Origin of the sequence: Pseudomonas marincola (assembly GCF_900682675.2) — a bacterium.
Taxonomy (GTDB): domain Bacteria; phylum Pseudomonadota; class Gammaproteobacteria; order Pseudomonadales; family Pseudomonadaceae; genus Aquipseudomonas; species Aquipseudomonas marincola.
On sequence record NZ_LR215729.2, the window covers coordinates 154,617 to 172,081 of the forward strand.

Sequence of the window (17,465 nt, forward strand, 5' to 3'; positions counted from 1 at the left end):
AACCAAAGTCTTCAGATATGCCTTCTCTGACATTTCCAACGTTGATCGCTTTAGGCGGCCGGTTTTCAGCGTTAGTCTGCAACGAGTCTTTCCACCTCGTCGACGATCTCAGCTGCGGTGCAGCCCAGGGGGTTAGCTAGCTTGATCAGGGTGGTGATCGTTGGCTGGTTGATGCCCCGTTCCATCAGGCTGACGTAGTTACGCTGCAATTCCGCCTCATGGGCCAATTGCTCCTGGGTGAATCCTGCTTCGACACGCCGTCTGCGCAGGACCTTTCCGAACGCCAATCCGACTTCCACAGATGACTCCCCAAAAGGGAGGACTATCTGGGCGGCGTCATCTCTGGTCTTCACAGTATATTGTGAATTTGGTAAAACGTGACCTCATGGCATGACGTCACCCCAGCGAATTGCAGGGCTGCCTTCCTACATGCCGTCTTCGTAATCGGCTGTAACTCAGTGCAAACGATTAATTTCCGATAAATAAGCAGTTAAATAGAAGGATGTTAAAAGTATATGAGGATTATTGGCATAGCTGCTTATGTGTCATTTGCATTTTTTTTGCAATCAGTAGCCTTCGCTGGCGAAACTGGAGTTCAGCAACTTGTTAAAAGATGCGAGGCTGCTTCCAAGGCTCGTGGGTCCTCACCTGCGCTCTGTTCGTGCACGTTGGAAAGAATGCAGGAGTATGGGTTCACTGATTCGGAGATTGTTAATTTTTCTCGACGAGACTTTAAGCCAAAGGATCTACATGAAACTGAACGCCATATGGACTACAGCATTAAGATTCGATTAATAGCAGGGCAATGCGGCTGATTAGCTTTCCCACAGTCGTCAGTCTAGTCGTACGTCATTGATTATGTGATTTACCGTAAAGGATTTTATGCGGAACTTTTCTAGGTTTGTTTCATTAGCTGTTGCCGCTGACCGAAAACTGACCCAGTAGAGGCTGTTCTGCCGACTGAAAACTGACCCAGGTGTTCAACTGCTTCTGCTCAATTTTTGAGCAGGAGAACACAGGGTGATCAGTATGGAAATGATGGGCAAAATCCGCCGGATGTATTTCCGCGACAAGCTGTCGCTGCATGAGATAGCCAAGCGCACCGGGTTGGCGCGCAACACGATTCGCAAGTGGGTCAGAGCACCTGAGGCCAAGCCGCCGGTCTACCAACGCCGCGCGATCTTCAACAAACTCAGCCCTTTTCACGCCACGCTGGAGCAGGCGCTAAAAGCCGATTCGCTGCGGCCCAAGCAACAGCGGCGCAGTGCCAAGGCGCTGTTGGCGCAAATCAAAGCCGAAGGTTATGACGGTGGCTACAGCCAGCTCACCGCGTTTATCCGTGCCTGGCGAGGGGGACAGGGCAAGGCGTCGCAGGCCTTTGTGCCGCTGACCTTTGCTCTTGGCGAGGCGTTTCAGTTTGACTGGAGCGAGGAAGGCTTGCTGGTCGGCGGCATTTACCGGCGTATGCAGGTGGCACATCTGAAGCTGTGTGCCAGCCGTGCGTTCTGGCTTGTGGCGTATCCGAGCCAGGGCCATGAGATGTTATTTGACGCCCATACACGCTCGTTCGGCTCCTTGGGCGGCGTGCCGCGCCAGGGCATCTACGACAACATGAAGACGGCCGTCGACAAGGTCAATAAGGGCAAAGGCCGGACGGTGAATGCGCGCTTTGCGGTGATGTGCGCGCATTACCTGTTCGATCCGGACTTCTGCAACGTCGCCGCTGGTTGGGAAAAGGGCATCGTTGAAAAGAACGTGCAAGACAGCCGTAGGCGCATCTGGCTAGACGCCCAGGACTGTCATTTTCACTCCTTCGAGGAACTCAATGCCTGGCTGGGCCAGCGCTGCCGCGCGCTTTGGAACGAGCTGACGCACCCTCAATACAGCGGGCTGAGTGTAGCCGAAGTGCTGGAGTTGGAGCGCGCTGAACTGATGCCTGTGCCAGCGCCATTCGACGGTTACGTCGAGCGGCCTGCGCGGGTCTCCAGCACCTGCCTGGTCAGCGTCGGGCGCAACCGCTACTCGGTGCCATGTGAGTACGCGGGTAAGTGGGTCAGCAGCCGTTTGTATCCGACGCGAATCGAGGTGGTGGCCGATGATGCGCTGATTGCCAGCCATGTCCGCTTGCTGGATCGCGACCAGGTCAGCTATGACTGGCAGCACTACCTCCCGCTGATCGAACGCAAGCCCGGTGCGCTGCGCAACGGAGCGCCCTTTGCTGATCTGCCAGCACCGCTGCGTCAGCTTAAGCACGGTCTGGGGCGTCATGCCGGCGGTGACCGGATCATGGCGCAAGTCCTGGCTGCCGTACCGGTCGCCGGACTCGATGCCGTGCTGGTAGCCGTTGAGCTGGTACTGGAGAGCGGCAGCCTGAGCGCCGAACACATCCTCAATGTCGTGGCACGGCTGACAGCATCCGAACCACCACCCAGCGTCGAAACCCACTTGTCGCTCAAGGAAGCCCCCGTCGCTAACACGGCGCGCTACGACCGCCTGCGTGGCCAGGCCGAGGAGGTCGGTCATGCGTGATTTGATGGCGGAACTCAGGAGCTGCGCCTGCACGGCATGGCCACGGCCTGGGCGGAGTTAACTGCACAGGGTGAGTCGAACACAGCCTCGTCCAAGTGGCTGCTCGAACACCTGCTGGAACAAGAGCACACAGATCGCGCCATGCGCTCGGTGAGCCACCAGATGAACATGGCCAAGCTGCCGATGCACCGCGATCTGGCCGGCTTCGACTTCAGCGCCTCCAGCGCCGACGCTCGCTTGATCAGCGAGCTGGCCAATCTGAGCTTTACCGACACCGCGCAGAACGTGGTGCTGATCGGCGGCCCAGGCACCGGCAAAACCCACCTGGCCACCGCACTGGCCGTGTCCGGCATCACCCGGCATGGCAAGCGCGTGCGCTTCTACTCCACGGTCGATCTGGTCAATCTTCTGGAGCGCGAAAAACACGACGGCAAAGCCGGGCGGATCGCCCAGGCACTGCTACGCATGGATCTGGTCATCCTCGACGAGCTGGGGTATCTGCCCTTCAGTCAGGCCGGTGGCGCGCTGTTATTTCACCTGCTGTCCAAGCTGTACGAGCACACCAGCGTGGTGATCACCACCAACCTGAGCTTTGCCGAATGGTCGAGCGTGTTCGGCGACGCCAAGATGACCACAGCCTTGCTGGATCGGCTTACGCACCACTGCCACATCGTCGAAACCGGTAACGAGTCCTATCGCCTGCAACACAGCAGCTTGGCGGCCCAGGCCAAGATCAAATCACGGGAGCGAAAGCGTAAGGGCGGCCAGGAACCGGAGGACGATGAGCCGTTCTGATTTCATGGTGACGATGGCCTGCTGCATGGCTGCATGTGGCAGGTCTTCAACAGCTGAACTGGGCTAACGAAGGAGTGGGTTCAAAAGCAGCTGCGCTGGTAGACTTATCCACAGTTGCTGGTAACAAAATCAGCAATCCGCCCTGGGTCAAATTTCAATCGGCAGGGTGGGTCAATTTTCCATCAGCGCCAACACACCGTGAGCTCTCGCCTGAGATTGGTATGCGTTTGACGCCATCCAAGCTCACTTCTGCAGCGCTTGAGGCTCGTCTTGCCGGTCTTAATGTCGGTGTGGATGGTGTTGCCCAACTCTATCTGTCCCGTGCAGATATGCAGGGGCCGGTTTATTCAGTGCCAGTGAGAACCTGGGCACCTAAAGGCTCTCTTCAGTCAACTGCATGGGAGATCCGTCAGGGTGTCGACAAGGCTGCAATCCGGTTCGAATCAGGCGGTAATGCGTGCTCGATTTTGACTTCCGAAAGCCTGGTCAAACCCAAAAACGTGCTTCAAGAACCTACCTGCTTGATTGAGTGGTCTGCCCATCCTGAAGAGTGGCGCAACACTGGCAATAGCACGTTGCTGTCGATGGAAGCCATGGGCAAGACTGTTGGCCTTCATCCAGTGAAGGCAAGCGCCTTTGTGTTTGACCCTCAGGGTGGCAAGCATTGGATTGCTGATTTCGATCACAATCTGACAGTGACATCTGCAGCAGATACTTTCGCTTTCGGCCTCCAGCCGGCCCCCGCACAGACATATCAGTCTGTGCAGAATCTGGCGCTGGTTTTGCGGCAGAGCGGCGGCACTGCTTGCGACCTGACTACCACCCAGACCATTGCTCAGAACGCGGCCAAGCAGTGGCCAAATAAGCCCATGTGCTTCATCCGCTGGACGAGCATGCCGGAAGGTATGGAGCAATCCCGTTCCTGGCATGTTCCGCAGGCTGTAGGTGCGCCGACTGTTCTGGGTTCTCAGTCGATTTCGTGGAAGGCCTCGGTGTTTACGCCTGCAGGTGATGAGGTCGATTTGTCGATTGGTTCGCATGAGCTTGAGGTGATCGAGCCACCGGCAATCGAGATTGAGCTGCCTACGACTAACCGTGTTGGCGAAGATATCTACTCGGTATCGCAGCTGGGCGGCTACGTTGGCAATGTGACGTTGAATGCTCTGGCGGCTGACATCGATCTGTCGGTGAGTCGCGACAACAACGAAATCGAAAACCGCACGATCCCAAGCTACGGCCGCACTCAGCGCATAAGCCGTTACGTGGAAGGTGATGAGCGTCCGCTTTGGAGTGAAACGCCGTATCGCTTCACTGCGCGTTACGCCAAGCTTCCTGCTTTGGAGACATCCAAGGAAATGACGCTGCTGGCGGTGCCGCACGAGAAGATCCTGCCGGTCATCATGAATGATGAGCGCCGCGTGATTGATACCACTTCGCTGCCGGTGAACGTTCAAATTCTGGACACTCGTTTCCCTGAGGACGGCTACAACCTCTCGAAAATGGGTGACTGGGACGTGCGCCTGCTGATGAGTACAGCGGGTGTTACTTACGAGCCGATCAGCGATTGGGAGCCGATCAGCGAAGATGGCCTTGCCAGCTTCGAAATGGATCTGGCGTTGCTGACCAACAAGATGGTGCGTGTGGTAGCCGAGGCCCGTGTGCGGTCTCCGGTTCCGGGCTACGAGTCCATCCGCAAGTCGAGCTTCCCGATGTCCCTGACAGTGCTCAACGGTGAACCGTTGGACGGCATGATTCAGGCGCTGCGCGTAATTGGTCCGGCCCCGCTGCGCAGCACCTTCTACGCCATGACGGTCAACCGCTTCGAGACCAGTGATCTGGGCGATGTGCGCTGGGAAATGAGCAAGGACGGTGGTGGAACCTGGGAGACAGTCGAAAACACAGGTCAGCTCTCCCAGCGCCTGACCATGGTATTTGCCAAGGGCACTTACTTGCTGCGGGCCGAAATGACCAACCGCCACTCCGGCGAGAAGTCGTTCACCCCGAACATCGAGGTGATCGCATACGAAGTCCCTGCTGCCAGGCTGAAAGGCCCGGCCAACGTCTTCATTACGGACACAGGGCGTTTTGTCCTGACCGATATGGCAGGCAACGACCTCGATACCACAGGTATGGTCGTTGAGTGGTCAGAAGACCGGGGGAAAACCTGGGTGGAAGGCACGGGTACTTATGAAGTAACCCGAGATGCTGCTGAGCGTGTGTACCTGATGGCTCGCGTGAAGTTTGCGGATTCGCCGGATGATAAGCGCGTGTATCGCAATCTGCGTGCTGGTGTTGCATTCCGCGATGTACGCCCGCCGCGTGTGCAGCTGATTGGCCCGCGTCGTCCTGAGGTCGGCAAGGAGGCTATCTGGAAGGCGAACATGATGATGCCTTATCCGAAAATGGATCTGACCATGGATGGCTACTTCATCCTGCCAAACGGTGAAGAGATTCATGAGCGGGAAGTGGCTTACACGCCGACCATGGATGATTTCACCGAGGAGAAGAGCTACATCGGTTTTGAGGCGTGGATCAACGGGTATGAGGACAAGGGCGGCAAGGGCCTGACCCAGCACCGCTTGCTGTTCTGGTCGTATGACTGGCCGGAATGGTCGATCCAGGCGAAAACCTCAGCGGTTTATTCGCCGGCCGACCTGACCATGCAGACCCGCTCGCTTGGGCTGTTCCGTGAGTTTGAAGGCTTGACCATGGATTGGGATATCCCGCCGTATTCAGGGATGGAGATCGTCAAGGACACGGCGCAAAACTCCCGGATTCTGCGCATTACCGAGGCGGGCACTTACACATTCGGGGTGCATGTCAGTGATGCGCGGGGCAACTACAGCTATGCAGAGACTGAGCTGACCTTCATGGAGCCGATCCCGTATGACGTAACCCTGTCCTGGAGCGGCGACAATCCTGCATTGCGTGCTCCGCTGGGCGTGCTGATCCGGCCGACTATTACAGGCGGGCATCCTAAGGACCGTATCGAAACCCGGACGTACAGCCTAAACGGAGAGCCGTTGGCCAACTCCGGTGACTACGGCCGTGCCGTACTCGACAAAGGCGAGCACACTGTACGCCTGGATATTGCTTCGCAGATGGGGCACACGGCCTATGGTGAGGTAGCAATCCAAGTCGAGGAGAACACGGCGCCGGTTTGCACCATAGAGGTCACTGAGGGCCGCACGAGTTGGCTGGCACGCTCGGGCTGTTCCGATGAGGACGGCCGAGTGGTTCGCCACCTGTGGTTCATCGACGGTGTTCAGCAGGCGATCACGTCCAGCTCGATATCCGTGCCGATGTGGCGCTACCCGAACGGTGAGCCGGTCATCACGCTTGTAGGTGTTGATGACTCAGGCGCTGAGTCTGATCCGGTCGCCAACTACTGACTTTCAACCAACCACTAAGGGGCCTCGCGGCTAATGCCAGTCAGTTAAGCGCTACAGCTTGACCTTCTGCGTGCTGAAACGAAAATCCGATGCTTGTTTTGAGCATCGGATTTTTTATGCGACTTTCCCGCGCCTTGGCACTGACTCACGAAGCGGCTTCTGCCACCCACTCCCTTGACGAGCTGGGGGCGCTGCTTGATCCAGACCTAGTTAGCACCGCACTGGAAACGGCGGGAGTGGCGACCCTGCGTAAGCGACGTCTCCCTCTTGAAGCCATGATCTGGTGCGTGATCGCCATGGCGTTGTTTCGCCGGATGTCGGCCTGGGATGCCGCGAGCCGTATGGGCATCATGCTGCCTGGGCAGAAGCCATTGGTAGCACCCAGTGCAATCGTGCAAGGTCGCCAGCGTTTGGGCAGCGCTGCGGTGCGAGAAGTCTTTTCCCTGACTCAACAACGCTGGCATGCCAGCGCCAATCACCCCACTTGGGCCGGTTTGCGCCTGCTCAGTGTCGATGGCGTGGTCTGGCGCACGCCGGATACGGACGACAACCGCAAGCACTATGGCAGCGCCAGTAATCAGCATGGCGATACCGGCTATCCCCAGGTTCGCATGGTCTGCCAGATGGAGCTGACCAGCCACATGCTGGTGAATAGTGCTTTTGCCGGCTACCACAGCAACGAGATGAAACTGGCCGAACAACTGATCGACAGTACACCCGATCACTCGCTGACCTTGTTCGACCGTGGCTTCTATTCACTGGGGTTACTTTATCGCTGGCAACAGACAGGCACTCAGCGCCATTGGTTACTGCCGCTGCGCAAGGATGCTCAATACGAGGTGCTGCGTAAGTTAGGGCGCCACGATGCCATCGTCTCGCTAAAGACCTCGCCGCAGGCGCGTAAACAATGGCCCGACCTGCCAGACACGCTACAGGCTCGGTTATTAAGCAAGACCATCAAGGGCAAAGTGCGGCAGGTACTGACCTCAATGATCGATCCTCTGCGCTTCCCTCCAGACGAAATCGTGGATCTGTACAGCCAGCGTTGGGAAATCGAGCTGGGCTATCGAGAAATGAAGCAAGGCATGCTCGCGGGGCACTACACACTGCGTAGTAAAACGCCGGAGATGATTGAACAAGAACTGTGGGGCGTACTACTGGGGTACAACCTGCTGCGTTATCAAATGTTGGAAATGAGTCGCCACTGCCCTGGCATCTACCCCTGCGAAATGAGTTTTACCGCTTGCACCTGGGCGATTCTGGGCTTCTTGAACGGGGTCTCTTTGAATCATCCAGGCAACATCCCTCGCTACCTGGCCGAACTACAGGCCTCGGCCATGCACTACGTCCTACCTCATCGCCGTGAGGATCGCAGTTATCCGCGAGCGGTCAAACCCAAGCCGTCCAAGTATCCGACCAGAAATAAAAATGCCAGTCAGCTTAACTGACTGGCATTAGCCCGAGGGCCGCGTTTTTTCGTTCTGCGCAAAGGCTATCAGCCCTTGGCGCGCAGCTTCTCCGGGTTGATCAGGAAGCGGGCCAGGGCCGGCAGCAGCCAGATCGCACCGATCATGTTCCACAGGAACATGAAGGTCAGCATCAAGCCCATATCGGCCTGGAACTTGATCGCCGAGAAGATCCAGGTCGCCACGCCGATGGCCAGGCAGACGCCGGTGAACAGCACCGCCTTGCCGGTGGACTTGAGCGTCTCGTAGTAGGCGTCCTGCAGCGACAGCCCCTGACGCAGGTAGGTCTCCAGACGGCTGTAGATGTAGATGCCATAGTCGACACCGATACCCACACCCAGGGCGATCACCGGCAGGGTGGCCACCTTGACGCCGATGCCCATGAAGGCCATCAGCGCGTTACCCAGCACCGAGGTCAGCACCAGCGGCAGGATCACGCACAGGGTCGCAGCCAGCGAACGGAAGGTCAGCAGGCACATGATGCTCACCGCCGCGTAGACCGCGATCAGCATGGTGGTCTCGGACGCCGCGATCACCTCGTTGGTGGCCGCTTCGATACCCGCGTTACCGGCAGCCAGCACCACCTGCAGCTCGTCGGTGTTGTGCTGCGCGGCGAACTCTTCGGCGGCAGCCACGGCACGCGACAGGGTCTCGGCCTTGTGGTCCTCGAGGAAGATCAGCACCGGCGCTACCGAACAGTTGGCGTTGTACAGACCTTCGGCACGGGCGATGGAGTTGTTCAGCACGTCCTGGTTACGCGACAGCGTTTCCCATTTCAGGTTGCCCTCGTTCATGCCCTTGATCATCTGCTTGGACACGGTGACCATGGAGATGGCGGACTGCACACCCTCAGTGTTCTCCATCTTCCACATCAGCTCGTCCATGGCGGACAGTGCTTCATAGGTGGAGCAACCCTCGCTAGGCGTCTTGATCATCACCACCAGCACATCGGAGCTGGTCGAGTAATTGCGGATGACGAAGTCGTTGTCCAGGTTGTAGCGCGAATCTGGATGCAGTTCCGGCGCGCCCTGGTCGAGGTCGCCGATCTTCAGGTTCTGCCCGTACCAGACGCCGCCGGCCAGTGCCACCACGGCGATGACCACGGAAATCGGCGCAACCATCGGGTGAGCGAAGTTGGAAATTGCGCGCCAGATCGGGTGATCCTTGGCGGCTTCCTCACGGCTCTTCTTCACCGCACGCTTGCCGATGCCGATGTAGGAAATCAGTACCGGCAGCAGGATCAGGTTGGTCAGGATGATCACCGCCACGCCCATGGACGCACCGATGGCCAGTTCGCGGATCACACCGATATCGATCAGCAGCAGGGTGACGAAACCCACTGCGTCGGACAGCAGCGCCACCAGGCCGGGAATGAACAGCTGACGGAAGGCCATGCGCGCAGCGGAGAGCGCGTCGGTCGCCTCACCCGAGGCCATGGCGATGCCGTTGATCTTCTGCACCCCATGCGAGATACCGATGGCGAACACCAGGAACGGCACCAGCATCGAGTAGGGATCGAGACCGAAACCCAGGGTATGCAGCAGGCCGAGCTGCCAGATCACCGCGATCAGGGTGGTGATCACCACGACCAGGGTGCTCTTGAAGCAGTGGGTGAACCACAGCAGCAGAACGAAGGTGATGCCGATGGCGACAGCGAAGAACAGCGCCACGCCAACCAGGCCATCGATCAGGTCGCCGACCTTCTTGGCGAAGCCGATGATGTGCACCTTGACGTTGGGATTCTGCGCCTCGTACTTCTCGCGAATCTTCTCTTCCAGTTCGTGAGAGAAGCTCTGGTAATCCAGCTTGATCAGCTTGCTCTGATCATTTGGATCCGGATAGGACTCCAGCAATGGCACATCGACGATGCTGGACTTGAAGTTGTTCGCCACCAGGCGACCGATCTGGCCCGACTTGAGGATATTGCTGCGCAGGTCTTCGAGGCTGTCGGCAGAACCGTCGTAGGTCTGCGGGATCACCTCGCCACCGGCGAAACCTTCTTCGGTCACTTCGGTCCAGCGTACGCTGGGGCTCCATAGCGACTTGAGACCGGAACGGTCGACGCCGGGAATGTAGAACACCTCGTCGTGGATCTGACGCAGGGTCTCCATGTACTCCTTGCTGAAGATGTCGCCATCGGTGGCCTCCACCGCGATCCGCACGGTATTACCCAGGTTGGCCAGGTCGTTACGGTGCTCGAGCATCTTCTGGATGTAGGGGTGGCCCAGCGGAATCATTTTCTCGAAGCTGGTCTGCGGGCGTACCTGCGCAGCCTGATAGAACAGGAAGATGCTGATCAGCAGGCAGATCAGGATTACCGCCGGGCGGTTGTTGAAAATCAGCCGCTCAAGGAAGGAGGCAGGCTGTTGTTGGTGCTTGCTCATGCAAAGGCTCCCGGCTTGTTATTGTTGGCCCAGATCGGCGCCAGTCGAGGCGGCGAGGTGAACGCCGCCCTGCCCCACCAGGATCAGGTTGCCGTTATCCAGTGCAGTTACACCGGCCAGCGAAAGACGGTCAGGGCGGTTGATGAGACTGAACGTCTGGCCGTGATCAGTGCTGCGCAGCACGGTACCGCCATGCCCCACGACCGCGATGCTGCCGTCGCGCAGCAAGGTGCCATCGGCAAGGCCAAATTCCAGCGGGCCATTATTTGGCGTGTGGAGGGTGATCTGCTGCCAGCTGTCTCCGAAATCGGCGGAACGGAATAGATGACCCCGCAGGCCGTAAACCAGCAGCGTGCCGGCTTCGTCGGTGCCCAGCGCGCCGAACAACGAACCCTCGTAGGGTTTATTTTCGACGGTCTCCCAGGTTTCACCCCAGTCGCGCGAACGGAACATGCCACCCAGCTCGCCGACAATGAACAGACCAGCATCCTTCACCGCGGTGATGGCATTGAGATGATAGGCATCTTCATTATCGAGACGATCACTGACGTCTTCCCAGTTCTCACCGCCGTCGGTGGTTTCCAGCAGCGCACCATAGGCACCCACGGCGTAACCGGTCTCGAGATCCTTGAACCAGATATCCAGCAGCGGCGCTTCGCGCTCCAGATCTTCGAACTGTTTGGTCCAGGTCAGGCCGCCGTCGGTGGTGGCAAGAATCTGCGCATCGTGACCGACGACCCAGCCATGCTTGGCATCGACGAAAAACAGGGAGGTCAGCATCTGCCGGGTCGGCACCTTGGCCTGCTGCCAGCTTTGCCCCTGATCGTTGGAATAGAGAATGTGGCCGCGGTCGCCCACGGCGACCAGACGCTCGCCAGTGTTGACCACATCAAGCAGCAGGCTGTGTACGGCCTTGGGCGACTCGATGGCGTAACCGGCGTCAGCCGCAGCCGAGGTCTCAGCCTGCAAGGGTGCGGCAGCGAAAGCCAGAATGGAAAGCACACTGCACAGCGAGAGCGCTTTAGCCAGCGGCGAATGGACACGGAGCGCCGATTTGCGCGCCAGGTTGGGCGCCAAACCGGACTGGGTGCGCCGCATGACGGGCTCACTCATATACCTTCCCCCTTTCTTGTTATAGGCGGTACTGCTGATTAGCAGGCCGCTCATCCTAGCGAGCTTCGGAAAGCCCTGACAATTGGCGCGACGTTATGTTTTGTTAAGGCAGAACCCGCGTTATAGAAGCCTATTCGCCAAGCTGATACGAAAAGGCCGCTACTACCGTAGCGGCCTTCGCGTGAGGCTACACGACTATTATCGAGTGCCGCGGCGACGCAGGGCAGCCGGCTTGAAATAACCGTCGTCCGGAACCGCCTGGGTGAAGTCGATGGTGTTGCTCTCTTCGTTATCCAGGTTCTGCACGTGGTAACGACGCGCCTGCAGATCGTGGAACACGTCGAGCGCAGACCAGGTGGTCGGCAGGTCGTAGTAGTTCTTCAGATAGGCGATGGACACGCGCCACAGCTCACCACGACCGTCGTACTGATCCACTACCGCAGCCTGCCAGCTGTCCTCATCGAGGAACAGGGTACGCTTGGAGTAGATATGGCGGGCGCCGGATTTCAGCGTACCTTCCACCACCCAGACGCGGTGCAGCTCGTTGCGGGTCAGCGCCGGATTGAGGTGACCAACCTGCAGCAGATCCTTGTACTTAACCTCAGGGCTGGTGACCTGGTAGTTGTTGTACGGGATGTAGATTTCCTTCTTGCCTACCAGTTTCCAGTCATAGCGATCCGGGGCACCGTTGAACATGTCGGTGTCGTCGGCGGTACGCAGGCCATCGGCCTCGGCGATCGGGGTATCGTAGGCCAGGTTCGGCGCACGACGCACGCGGCGCTGGCCGGCGTTGTAATCCCAGGCCTGACGGGGCTCCTTGACCTGATCCAGGGTCTCGTGAACCAGTACCGCACCGCCGGCCAGACGCGCCGGGCTGGTGGTGAAGGCCAGGTAGTAGAACATGATGTTGTTCAGGTCGGCGAAGGAGCCGTTCTGCAGGTAGTACTTGAACAGCATTTCCTGCTGCGAGGTCACCAGCGAATAGGCGCCATTGCGCTGTACTGCCACTTCCGAGGGACGGCGCACGATGTAGGTGCCACGGTAACGGGCGATGTGGTTCCACAGCGCCTCGACACCGCTCTGCGGAATCGGGAACGGAATACCGCCGTAAGCGTCGATAAAGCCGTTACCACCATCGGCCAGCTTGGCGCTGGTGGCGTTCTTGATGCTGTTGTCATAGACCCACTGCGGCGCGGAGCCGGAGCGGCGGGTCTGGTAGACCGGCATCTGATAGGTTTCCGGATAAGCCTTGAACATGGCGATCTGACCCGGCGTCAGATTGGCCTCGTACTGGCTCAGGTTGGCCGCGGTGATGGTGAACAGCGGCTTGTCGTCCGGGAACGGATTGACGTGGTGCTGGCCCGAACGGGTGTAGCCAGCCGGCGCCTGGGTGATGCCGCCGGTCCAGGCCGGAATGGTGCCGGCAGCGTTGCCGGCTTTTTCGGCGCCGAAGGGGGTCAGGGTATCGCCAAGTTTTGCGGCTTCCTGCGGGGAAACGGCAGCCAGCGCGGAGCCGGCGGAAAATGCCAGCGCAACGGCTACGGCCATCAGCCTGTGCTTGTTCAGCATGGGTAATTCTCCATGAAGAGTCGTGACGGGCGCCCGCAAGCGCCCGGCGTTCTTTCCGATTTTGGTTATTAGAAGGAGTACTTGACGTTCAGACCGATGTTGTCGCGATCACGCGCAACGTTGTTCTGGCCAGCGCCATAGAACTCGGTGTACTGAATCTCGGCTTCCAGGCTATTCAGGTAGCTGGCGCGCATACCGACGGTGTAGGCCTTGCGACCTTCGATGAAGTTGCCGGTCTGGTGCGAGTTGCCTTCGAAGTCGTGCTTGAACACGGCGAAGGGCGACAGGTTTACGCCAGCGTAAACGTCGTTCCAGGTGCCCGACATCATCAGGGTGTAGCCGTAAGCGTTCTTGTTGATCTGGTCGTCGCGGTCGTAACCGGAGGCGTAGGACCCGTCCCGACGGCCAGAGTAGTAACGCGTATTACCCTGGAAGTCCGTGTATTTCAGGCTGCTGCCACGAATATGCTCAGAAGCCAACTCGGCGATCCCAAACAGCGAATCGAAACCCAAAGAGGGCCCGAAGTTATAGATCGTACCCAAAGACGTATTAAAGGCCTCGACACGCTCATAGTTACTGATAGAGCGATTAGCCAAACTGAATGTCTGCCCACCTACCTGAACCTGCTGCCCCTGAGCAATCTCAGGGGCCTGCTTAAGCACTTGCTCCAAGAGATCATTGGTCGTCGCGATACCGATTGGCAGGTTGGGACGATAGGAAAATTCGCCGAATACCGACGCATTGCCCACGGTGGTGTTGAAGCTCAGACCCATCATTCGAATGTCTTCAGCGTACTGACGGCTTGCCTGGATCTGATTAGCTACGTCAACCGAGACCAAACCGCCAGCAATCTGCTGCGCAAGTGCAGGATCACCGCCAGCCGCCCCCTGCACCGGAGCACTGGCGACCAAATCACCAAACTGCGCAGGAGTTAGCCCAGCATAAGCCCCATCAAGCTGAGCGTAGATCGCAGGCTCTTTGGCATGGTAGTTGACAAAATAAAAACCAAATTCCGTCGAATTCAGCTCTTCCGCTATATAACGAAACGCCACACCAAATTGCCCATCATTCTTGGCGTTAAGGTCGCTCTTGATAGAGGCGACCTTGTAAGCGTCAGACGTGGCAAATGAACTCCCATTCAGCCCATAAGCAGGGTTCAATACGGAGGCTTGATAAAGCGAAAGACCACCGAGCAGCGGGTTAGGTGTCAGGGCCCCAGCTAGCGCACCACTTTCGCTATAAGCGGTATGGCCGCCATCAGCGAACAAGTCGGTCTCCGAGAAATAAGTACCAACTGGATCAATCGCAGTCTCTTTCCAGTTGAACTGATAGAAGGTCTCCATCGAGAGGTTATCGGTCAGACCGATGCTGAAGCTAAGCGCCTCGACAGGCACCAGCACTTCTTTCAATTCAGAGCCTGGCAGGCGGAACTGCGCAGCATTCAGCGGGTTGGTGGTGTTGATACCGCCGTGATAAAAAATCCCTTCGCCCCAGTTGAATACCTGCTTGCCGAAGCGAGCCGTGACCGGCATCTCGGCCACATCCCAGTTGCCATAGACGTAAGCATCGAGAATCTGCGCATCACGCCCAGCCTTGTGTCGCGTTTCGCGCGTAAAGCTGTTGTCACGCGGATAATTCTGGCTCAGCTCATAGGCACCGGCACCGAGAAAATCATTGCGTTTATCCATAATCTGGGTGTCATAGAACGCGGTACCACGGATAAAGACGCCGTAGTTACGGTAAGACGCCTCGAGATCCGAGGTAATTTTGAACACTTCGGAAACCAGGCCGGTATCGAAGTTGCGATTACCGTCGTTGGTGTTGATGTCGTTGTTGCTCTTGTCCTGGCCCTGTACGCGCCACAGCTGGCCATAGGAGACAGTGGTATCGATGGAACCGGTGATTTCGTTATCGGCGAAGCTGAACTCCACCGCTTGAGCCTGGCCGGCGACCAGCAACGGCAGAACGCCAGCGAACGCAAAGCCGGCCTTGGCCGGGGCAAAACGTAGAACGGGCTTGCGGGACTTAATTTCCATCGAGACTCACTCCGTGGACAGATCATTCTTTTGGGCGATCCCGTAGCCGGGTCGCGAATTGCCGTACTGACGACGGCTTGTGTTTTTATTTTTTAGCGACATGTTCCAACGACCAGCGAGAGCTTGCACGCGGTCAAGTCCTGCTCAGTACTGCAACCATTGTGCCAATTCAAACAGTTGTATCAGCGCAAACAGGCTTGGAAGAGCTGTTGGCCAGTTTCTTTTCGTGACTGATCAGCCACTTACCACGCGCCTTGCGGCGCAGCAGTGGGATGAAGATCACCTCGCTGTCAAGCGACGAAGCCCGAACTTAAGTGTGCAAAGGCATAACGGACCGCATGCATATTTCATTGGGTAACAAAAAAGTGTTACCAACCAGAGGTCGGTAACACTTTTTTGTGGAGCAAAACCCGTTTCAGGCCTAAAGCCAACCAGTCAAGCGTCGACGTACCGAGTGTGTAGGAGCGGCGCCTCGCCGCGAACCTGAAAAGCTTCGCCCCGGGGCGGGGCTCCTACGAAACACAGCTTCCGCAGCCTTGCCTAAGCGGCATCAGCCTTAGGCCAGGCTCTTGCTCACCACTTCATAGACATCGCTGGACAGCTCACCGGAGGCGAGGATGCGCTCCAGCTCGGCCTTCATCAGTGCCTGACGCGCCGAACCGTATTTGCGCCAGCGGGTCAGCGGCGCCAGCAGGCGCGAAGCGATCTGCGGGTTGAGCTCATTGAGGGTGATCACCTGGTCGGCGAGAAAACGGTAGCCCGCCCCGTCGGCGCGGTGAAAGTTGATCAGGTTCTGGTTGGCGAAGGCTCCGATCAGCGCACGCACCTTGTTCGGATTCTTCAGGGTGAAGGCTTCGTGCTGCATCAGCGCGTGCACACGCTCCAGGCCTCCCGGCAGCGGGCAGCCGGCCTGCACGCTGAACCATTGATCCATGACCAGCGGGTTGTCCTTGAAGAAGTCGGCGAACATCGCCAGGGCCTTGCCCTGCTCTTCCTGGAACGGCGAGTTGACCAGCACGGCCAGCGCCGCAAGGCGCTCGGTCATGTTGTCGGCGTTGTCGAACTGGTCAACGCAGGCCGCCAGCACCTCGGGCTTCTCGCTGAGCATCAGATAGGACAGCGCGATGTTCTGCAGGCTGCGGCGAGCGAAGTGCGCTGCCTCGGCCACGTAAGGCGTGGCCTTGGAGACTTCACGGTTGGCCTGGTAGCGCGCCCACAGTGGAGCGAACAGCGCGTCGGCCAGCGCCTTGCGAGCGAACTCGCGCGCGGCGTGGATGGCCTCGACATCCGCCACCTCACTGATCTCGGTGAGATAGGCCTCGCCCGGCAGCGAGAGCATCTCGGCGACCATGGCCTGATCCAGCGACTCGTCTTCAAGCAGGGTGCGCAGCGCGGTGACCAGACGCTGATCCAGCACCAGGGCTTCGCCACGCTGGTGCTGGCCAATCAATTCCTGCAGTACCTGCACAGAAAGCTGCTGGCCGGCTTCCCAGCGGTTGAAGCCGTCGCTGTCGTGCTGCATGAGGAACATCAGTTGGTCACGGCTGTAGGGGAAGTGCAGCTTGACCGGCGCACTGAAGCCGCGCAGCAAGGAGGGCAGCGGCTTCTCGGCGACGGCTTCAAAGGTGAAGGTCTGCTCGGCTTCAGTCACCGACAAAACGCGACTGGTTCCCTGCGCCACGCTTTCGCCCTGCAGGCGCAGCGGCAGCTCAATGCCTTGGGTATCGAGCAGGCCGAGCGCCACGGGAATCACGAACGGCAGCTTTTCGCTCTGCCCCGGCGTCGCCGGGCAGCTCTGGCGGAAGGTCAGGCTATAGGTCTGCGCCGCCTCGTCATAGGCTTCGCTGACTTCCAGACGCGGCGTGCCGGCCTGGGTGTACCAGCGCTTGAACTGAGTCAGGTCGATGCCACTGGCATCTTCCATGGCCTTGACGAAATCGTCGCAGGTCACGGCCTGGCCGTCGTGACGCTCGAAGTACAGGTCCGAGCCCTTGCGGAATAGCTCCGGGCCGAGCAGGGTGTGGATCATGCGCAGCACTTCCGAACCCTTCTCGTAGATGGTCAAGGTGTAGAAGTTGGAGATTTCCATGTACGCGTCCGGGCGCACCGGGTGGTGGGGAAAAGCATTGATCTGCACAGCGAATTGCATTCCCTCCGAGCACCCAATTGCATAGCAGCTGA

Annotated in this window: 8 protein-coding genes and 2 pseudogenes; 4 read left to right on the forward strand and 6 right to left on the reverse strand. The window is 58.4% G+C overall.

Features of this window, described 5'->3' with window-relative positions; genetic code table 11:
• Nucleotides 1-71 precede the first annotated feature (71 nt).
• Entirely contained in the window at nucleotides 72-299 is a 228-nt protein-coding gene (locus PMYSY11_RS00650) for a helix-turn-helix domain-containing protein (protein ID WP_023131004.1), read from the reverse strand.
• A gap of 730 nt (nucleotides 300-1,029) precedes the next feature.
• On the opposite strand from PMYSY11_RS00650, the gene istA reads away from it, so the two are divergent.
• The 4 genes and pseudogenes from istA (at nucleotide 1,030) to PMYSY11_RS00670 (ending at nucleotide 8,164) form a co-directional block, all read left to right on the forward strand.
• Entirely contained in the window at nucleotides 1,030-2,529 is a 1,500-nt protein-coding gene (gene istA / locus PMYSY11_RS00655) for an IS21 family transposase (RefSeq protein WP_204881723.1), read from the forward strand.
• Nucleotides 2,522-3,324 (forward strand): annotated as a pseudogene (gene istB / locus PMYSY11_RS00660) (IS21-like element ISPst3 family helper ATPase IstB). The gene istA and the pseudogene istB overlap by 8 nt, the downstream one beginning before the upstream one ends.
• Nucleotides 3,325-3,545: 221 nt before the next feature.
• Entirely contained in the window at nucleotides 3,546-6,716 is a 3,171-nt protein-coding gene (locus tag PMYSY11_RS00665) for a hypothetical protein (protein ID WP_172970649.1), read from the forward strand.
• A 116-nt stretch (nucleotides 6,717-6,832) separates the two neighbouring features.
• Nucleotides 6,833-8,164, forward strand: a complete 1,332-nt coding sequence (locus PMYSY11_RS00670) for an IS4 family transposase (RefSeq protein WP_150547251.1) — start codon at nucleotides 6,833-6,835, stop codon at nucleotides 8,162-8,164.
• Between the two features lie 47 nt (nucleotides 8,165-8,211).
• On the opposite strand, the gene PMYSY11_RS00675 is transcribed toward PMYSY11_RS00670, so the two are convergent.
• From PMYSY11_RS00675 to PMYSY11_RS00695, 5 genes and pseudogenes are all read right to left on the reverse strand, one after another.
• Entirely contained in the window at nucleotides 8,212-10,566 is a 2,355-nt protein-coding gene (locus PMYSY11_RS00675) for an efflux RND transporter permease subunit (RefSeq protein ID WP_150548046.1), read from the reverse strand.
• 18 nt (nucleotides 10,567-10,584) lie between these two features.
• The gene (locus PMYSY11_RS00680) at nucleotides 10,585-11,679 is read right to left on the reverse strand and encodes a WD40/YVTN/BNR-like repeat-containing protein (RefSeq protein WP_239655516.1); all 1,095 of its coding nucleotides are present in this window, start codon (nucleotides 11,677-11,679) and stop codon (nucleotides 10,585-10,587) included.
• 198 nt (nucleotides 11,680-11,877) lie between these two features.
• Entirely contained in the window at nucleotides 11,878-13,248 is a 1,371-nt protein-coding gene (locus tag PMYSY11_RS00685; RefSeq protein ID WP_150548047.1) for a DUF1329 domain-containing protein, read from the reverse strand.
• A gap of 68 nt (nucleotides 13,249-13,316) precedes the next feature.
• On the reverse strand, nucleotides 13,317-15,284 hold the full coding sequence (locus tag PMYSY11_RS00690; protein ID WP_150548048.1) for a DUF1302 domain-containing protein: 1,968 nt from the start codon (nucleotides 15,282-15,284) through the stop codon (nucleotides 13,317-13,319).
• Between the two features lie 556 nt (nucleotides 15,285-15,840).
• Nucleotides 15,841-17,397, reverse strand: a pseudogene (locus PMYSY11_RS00695) (DUF3458 domain-containing protein); the annotation flags it as partial.
• Nucleotides 17,398-17,465 lie beyond the last annotated feature (68 nt).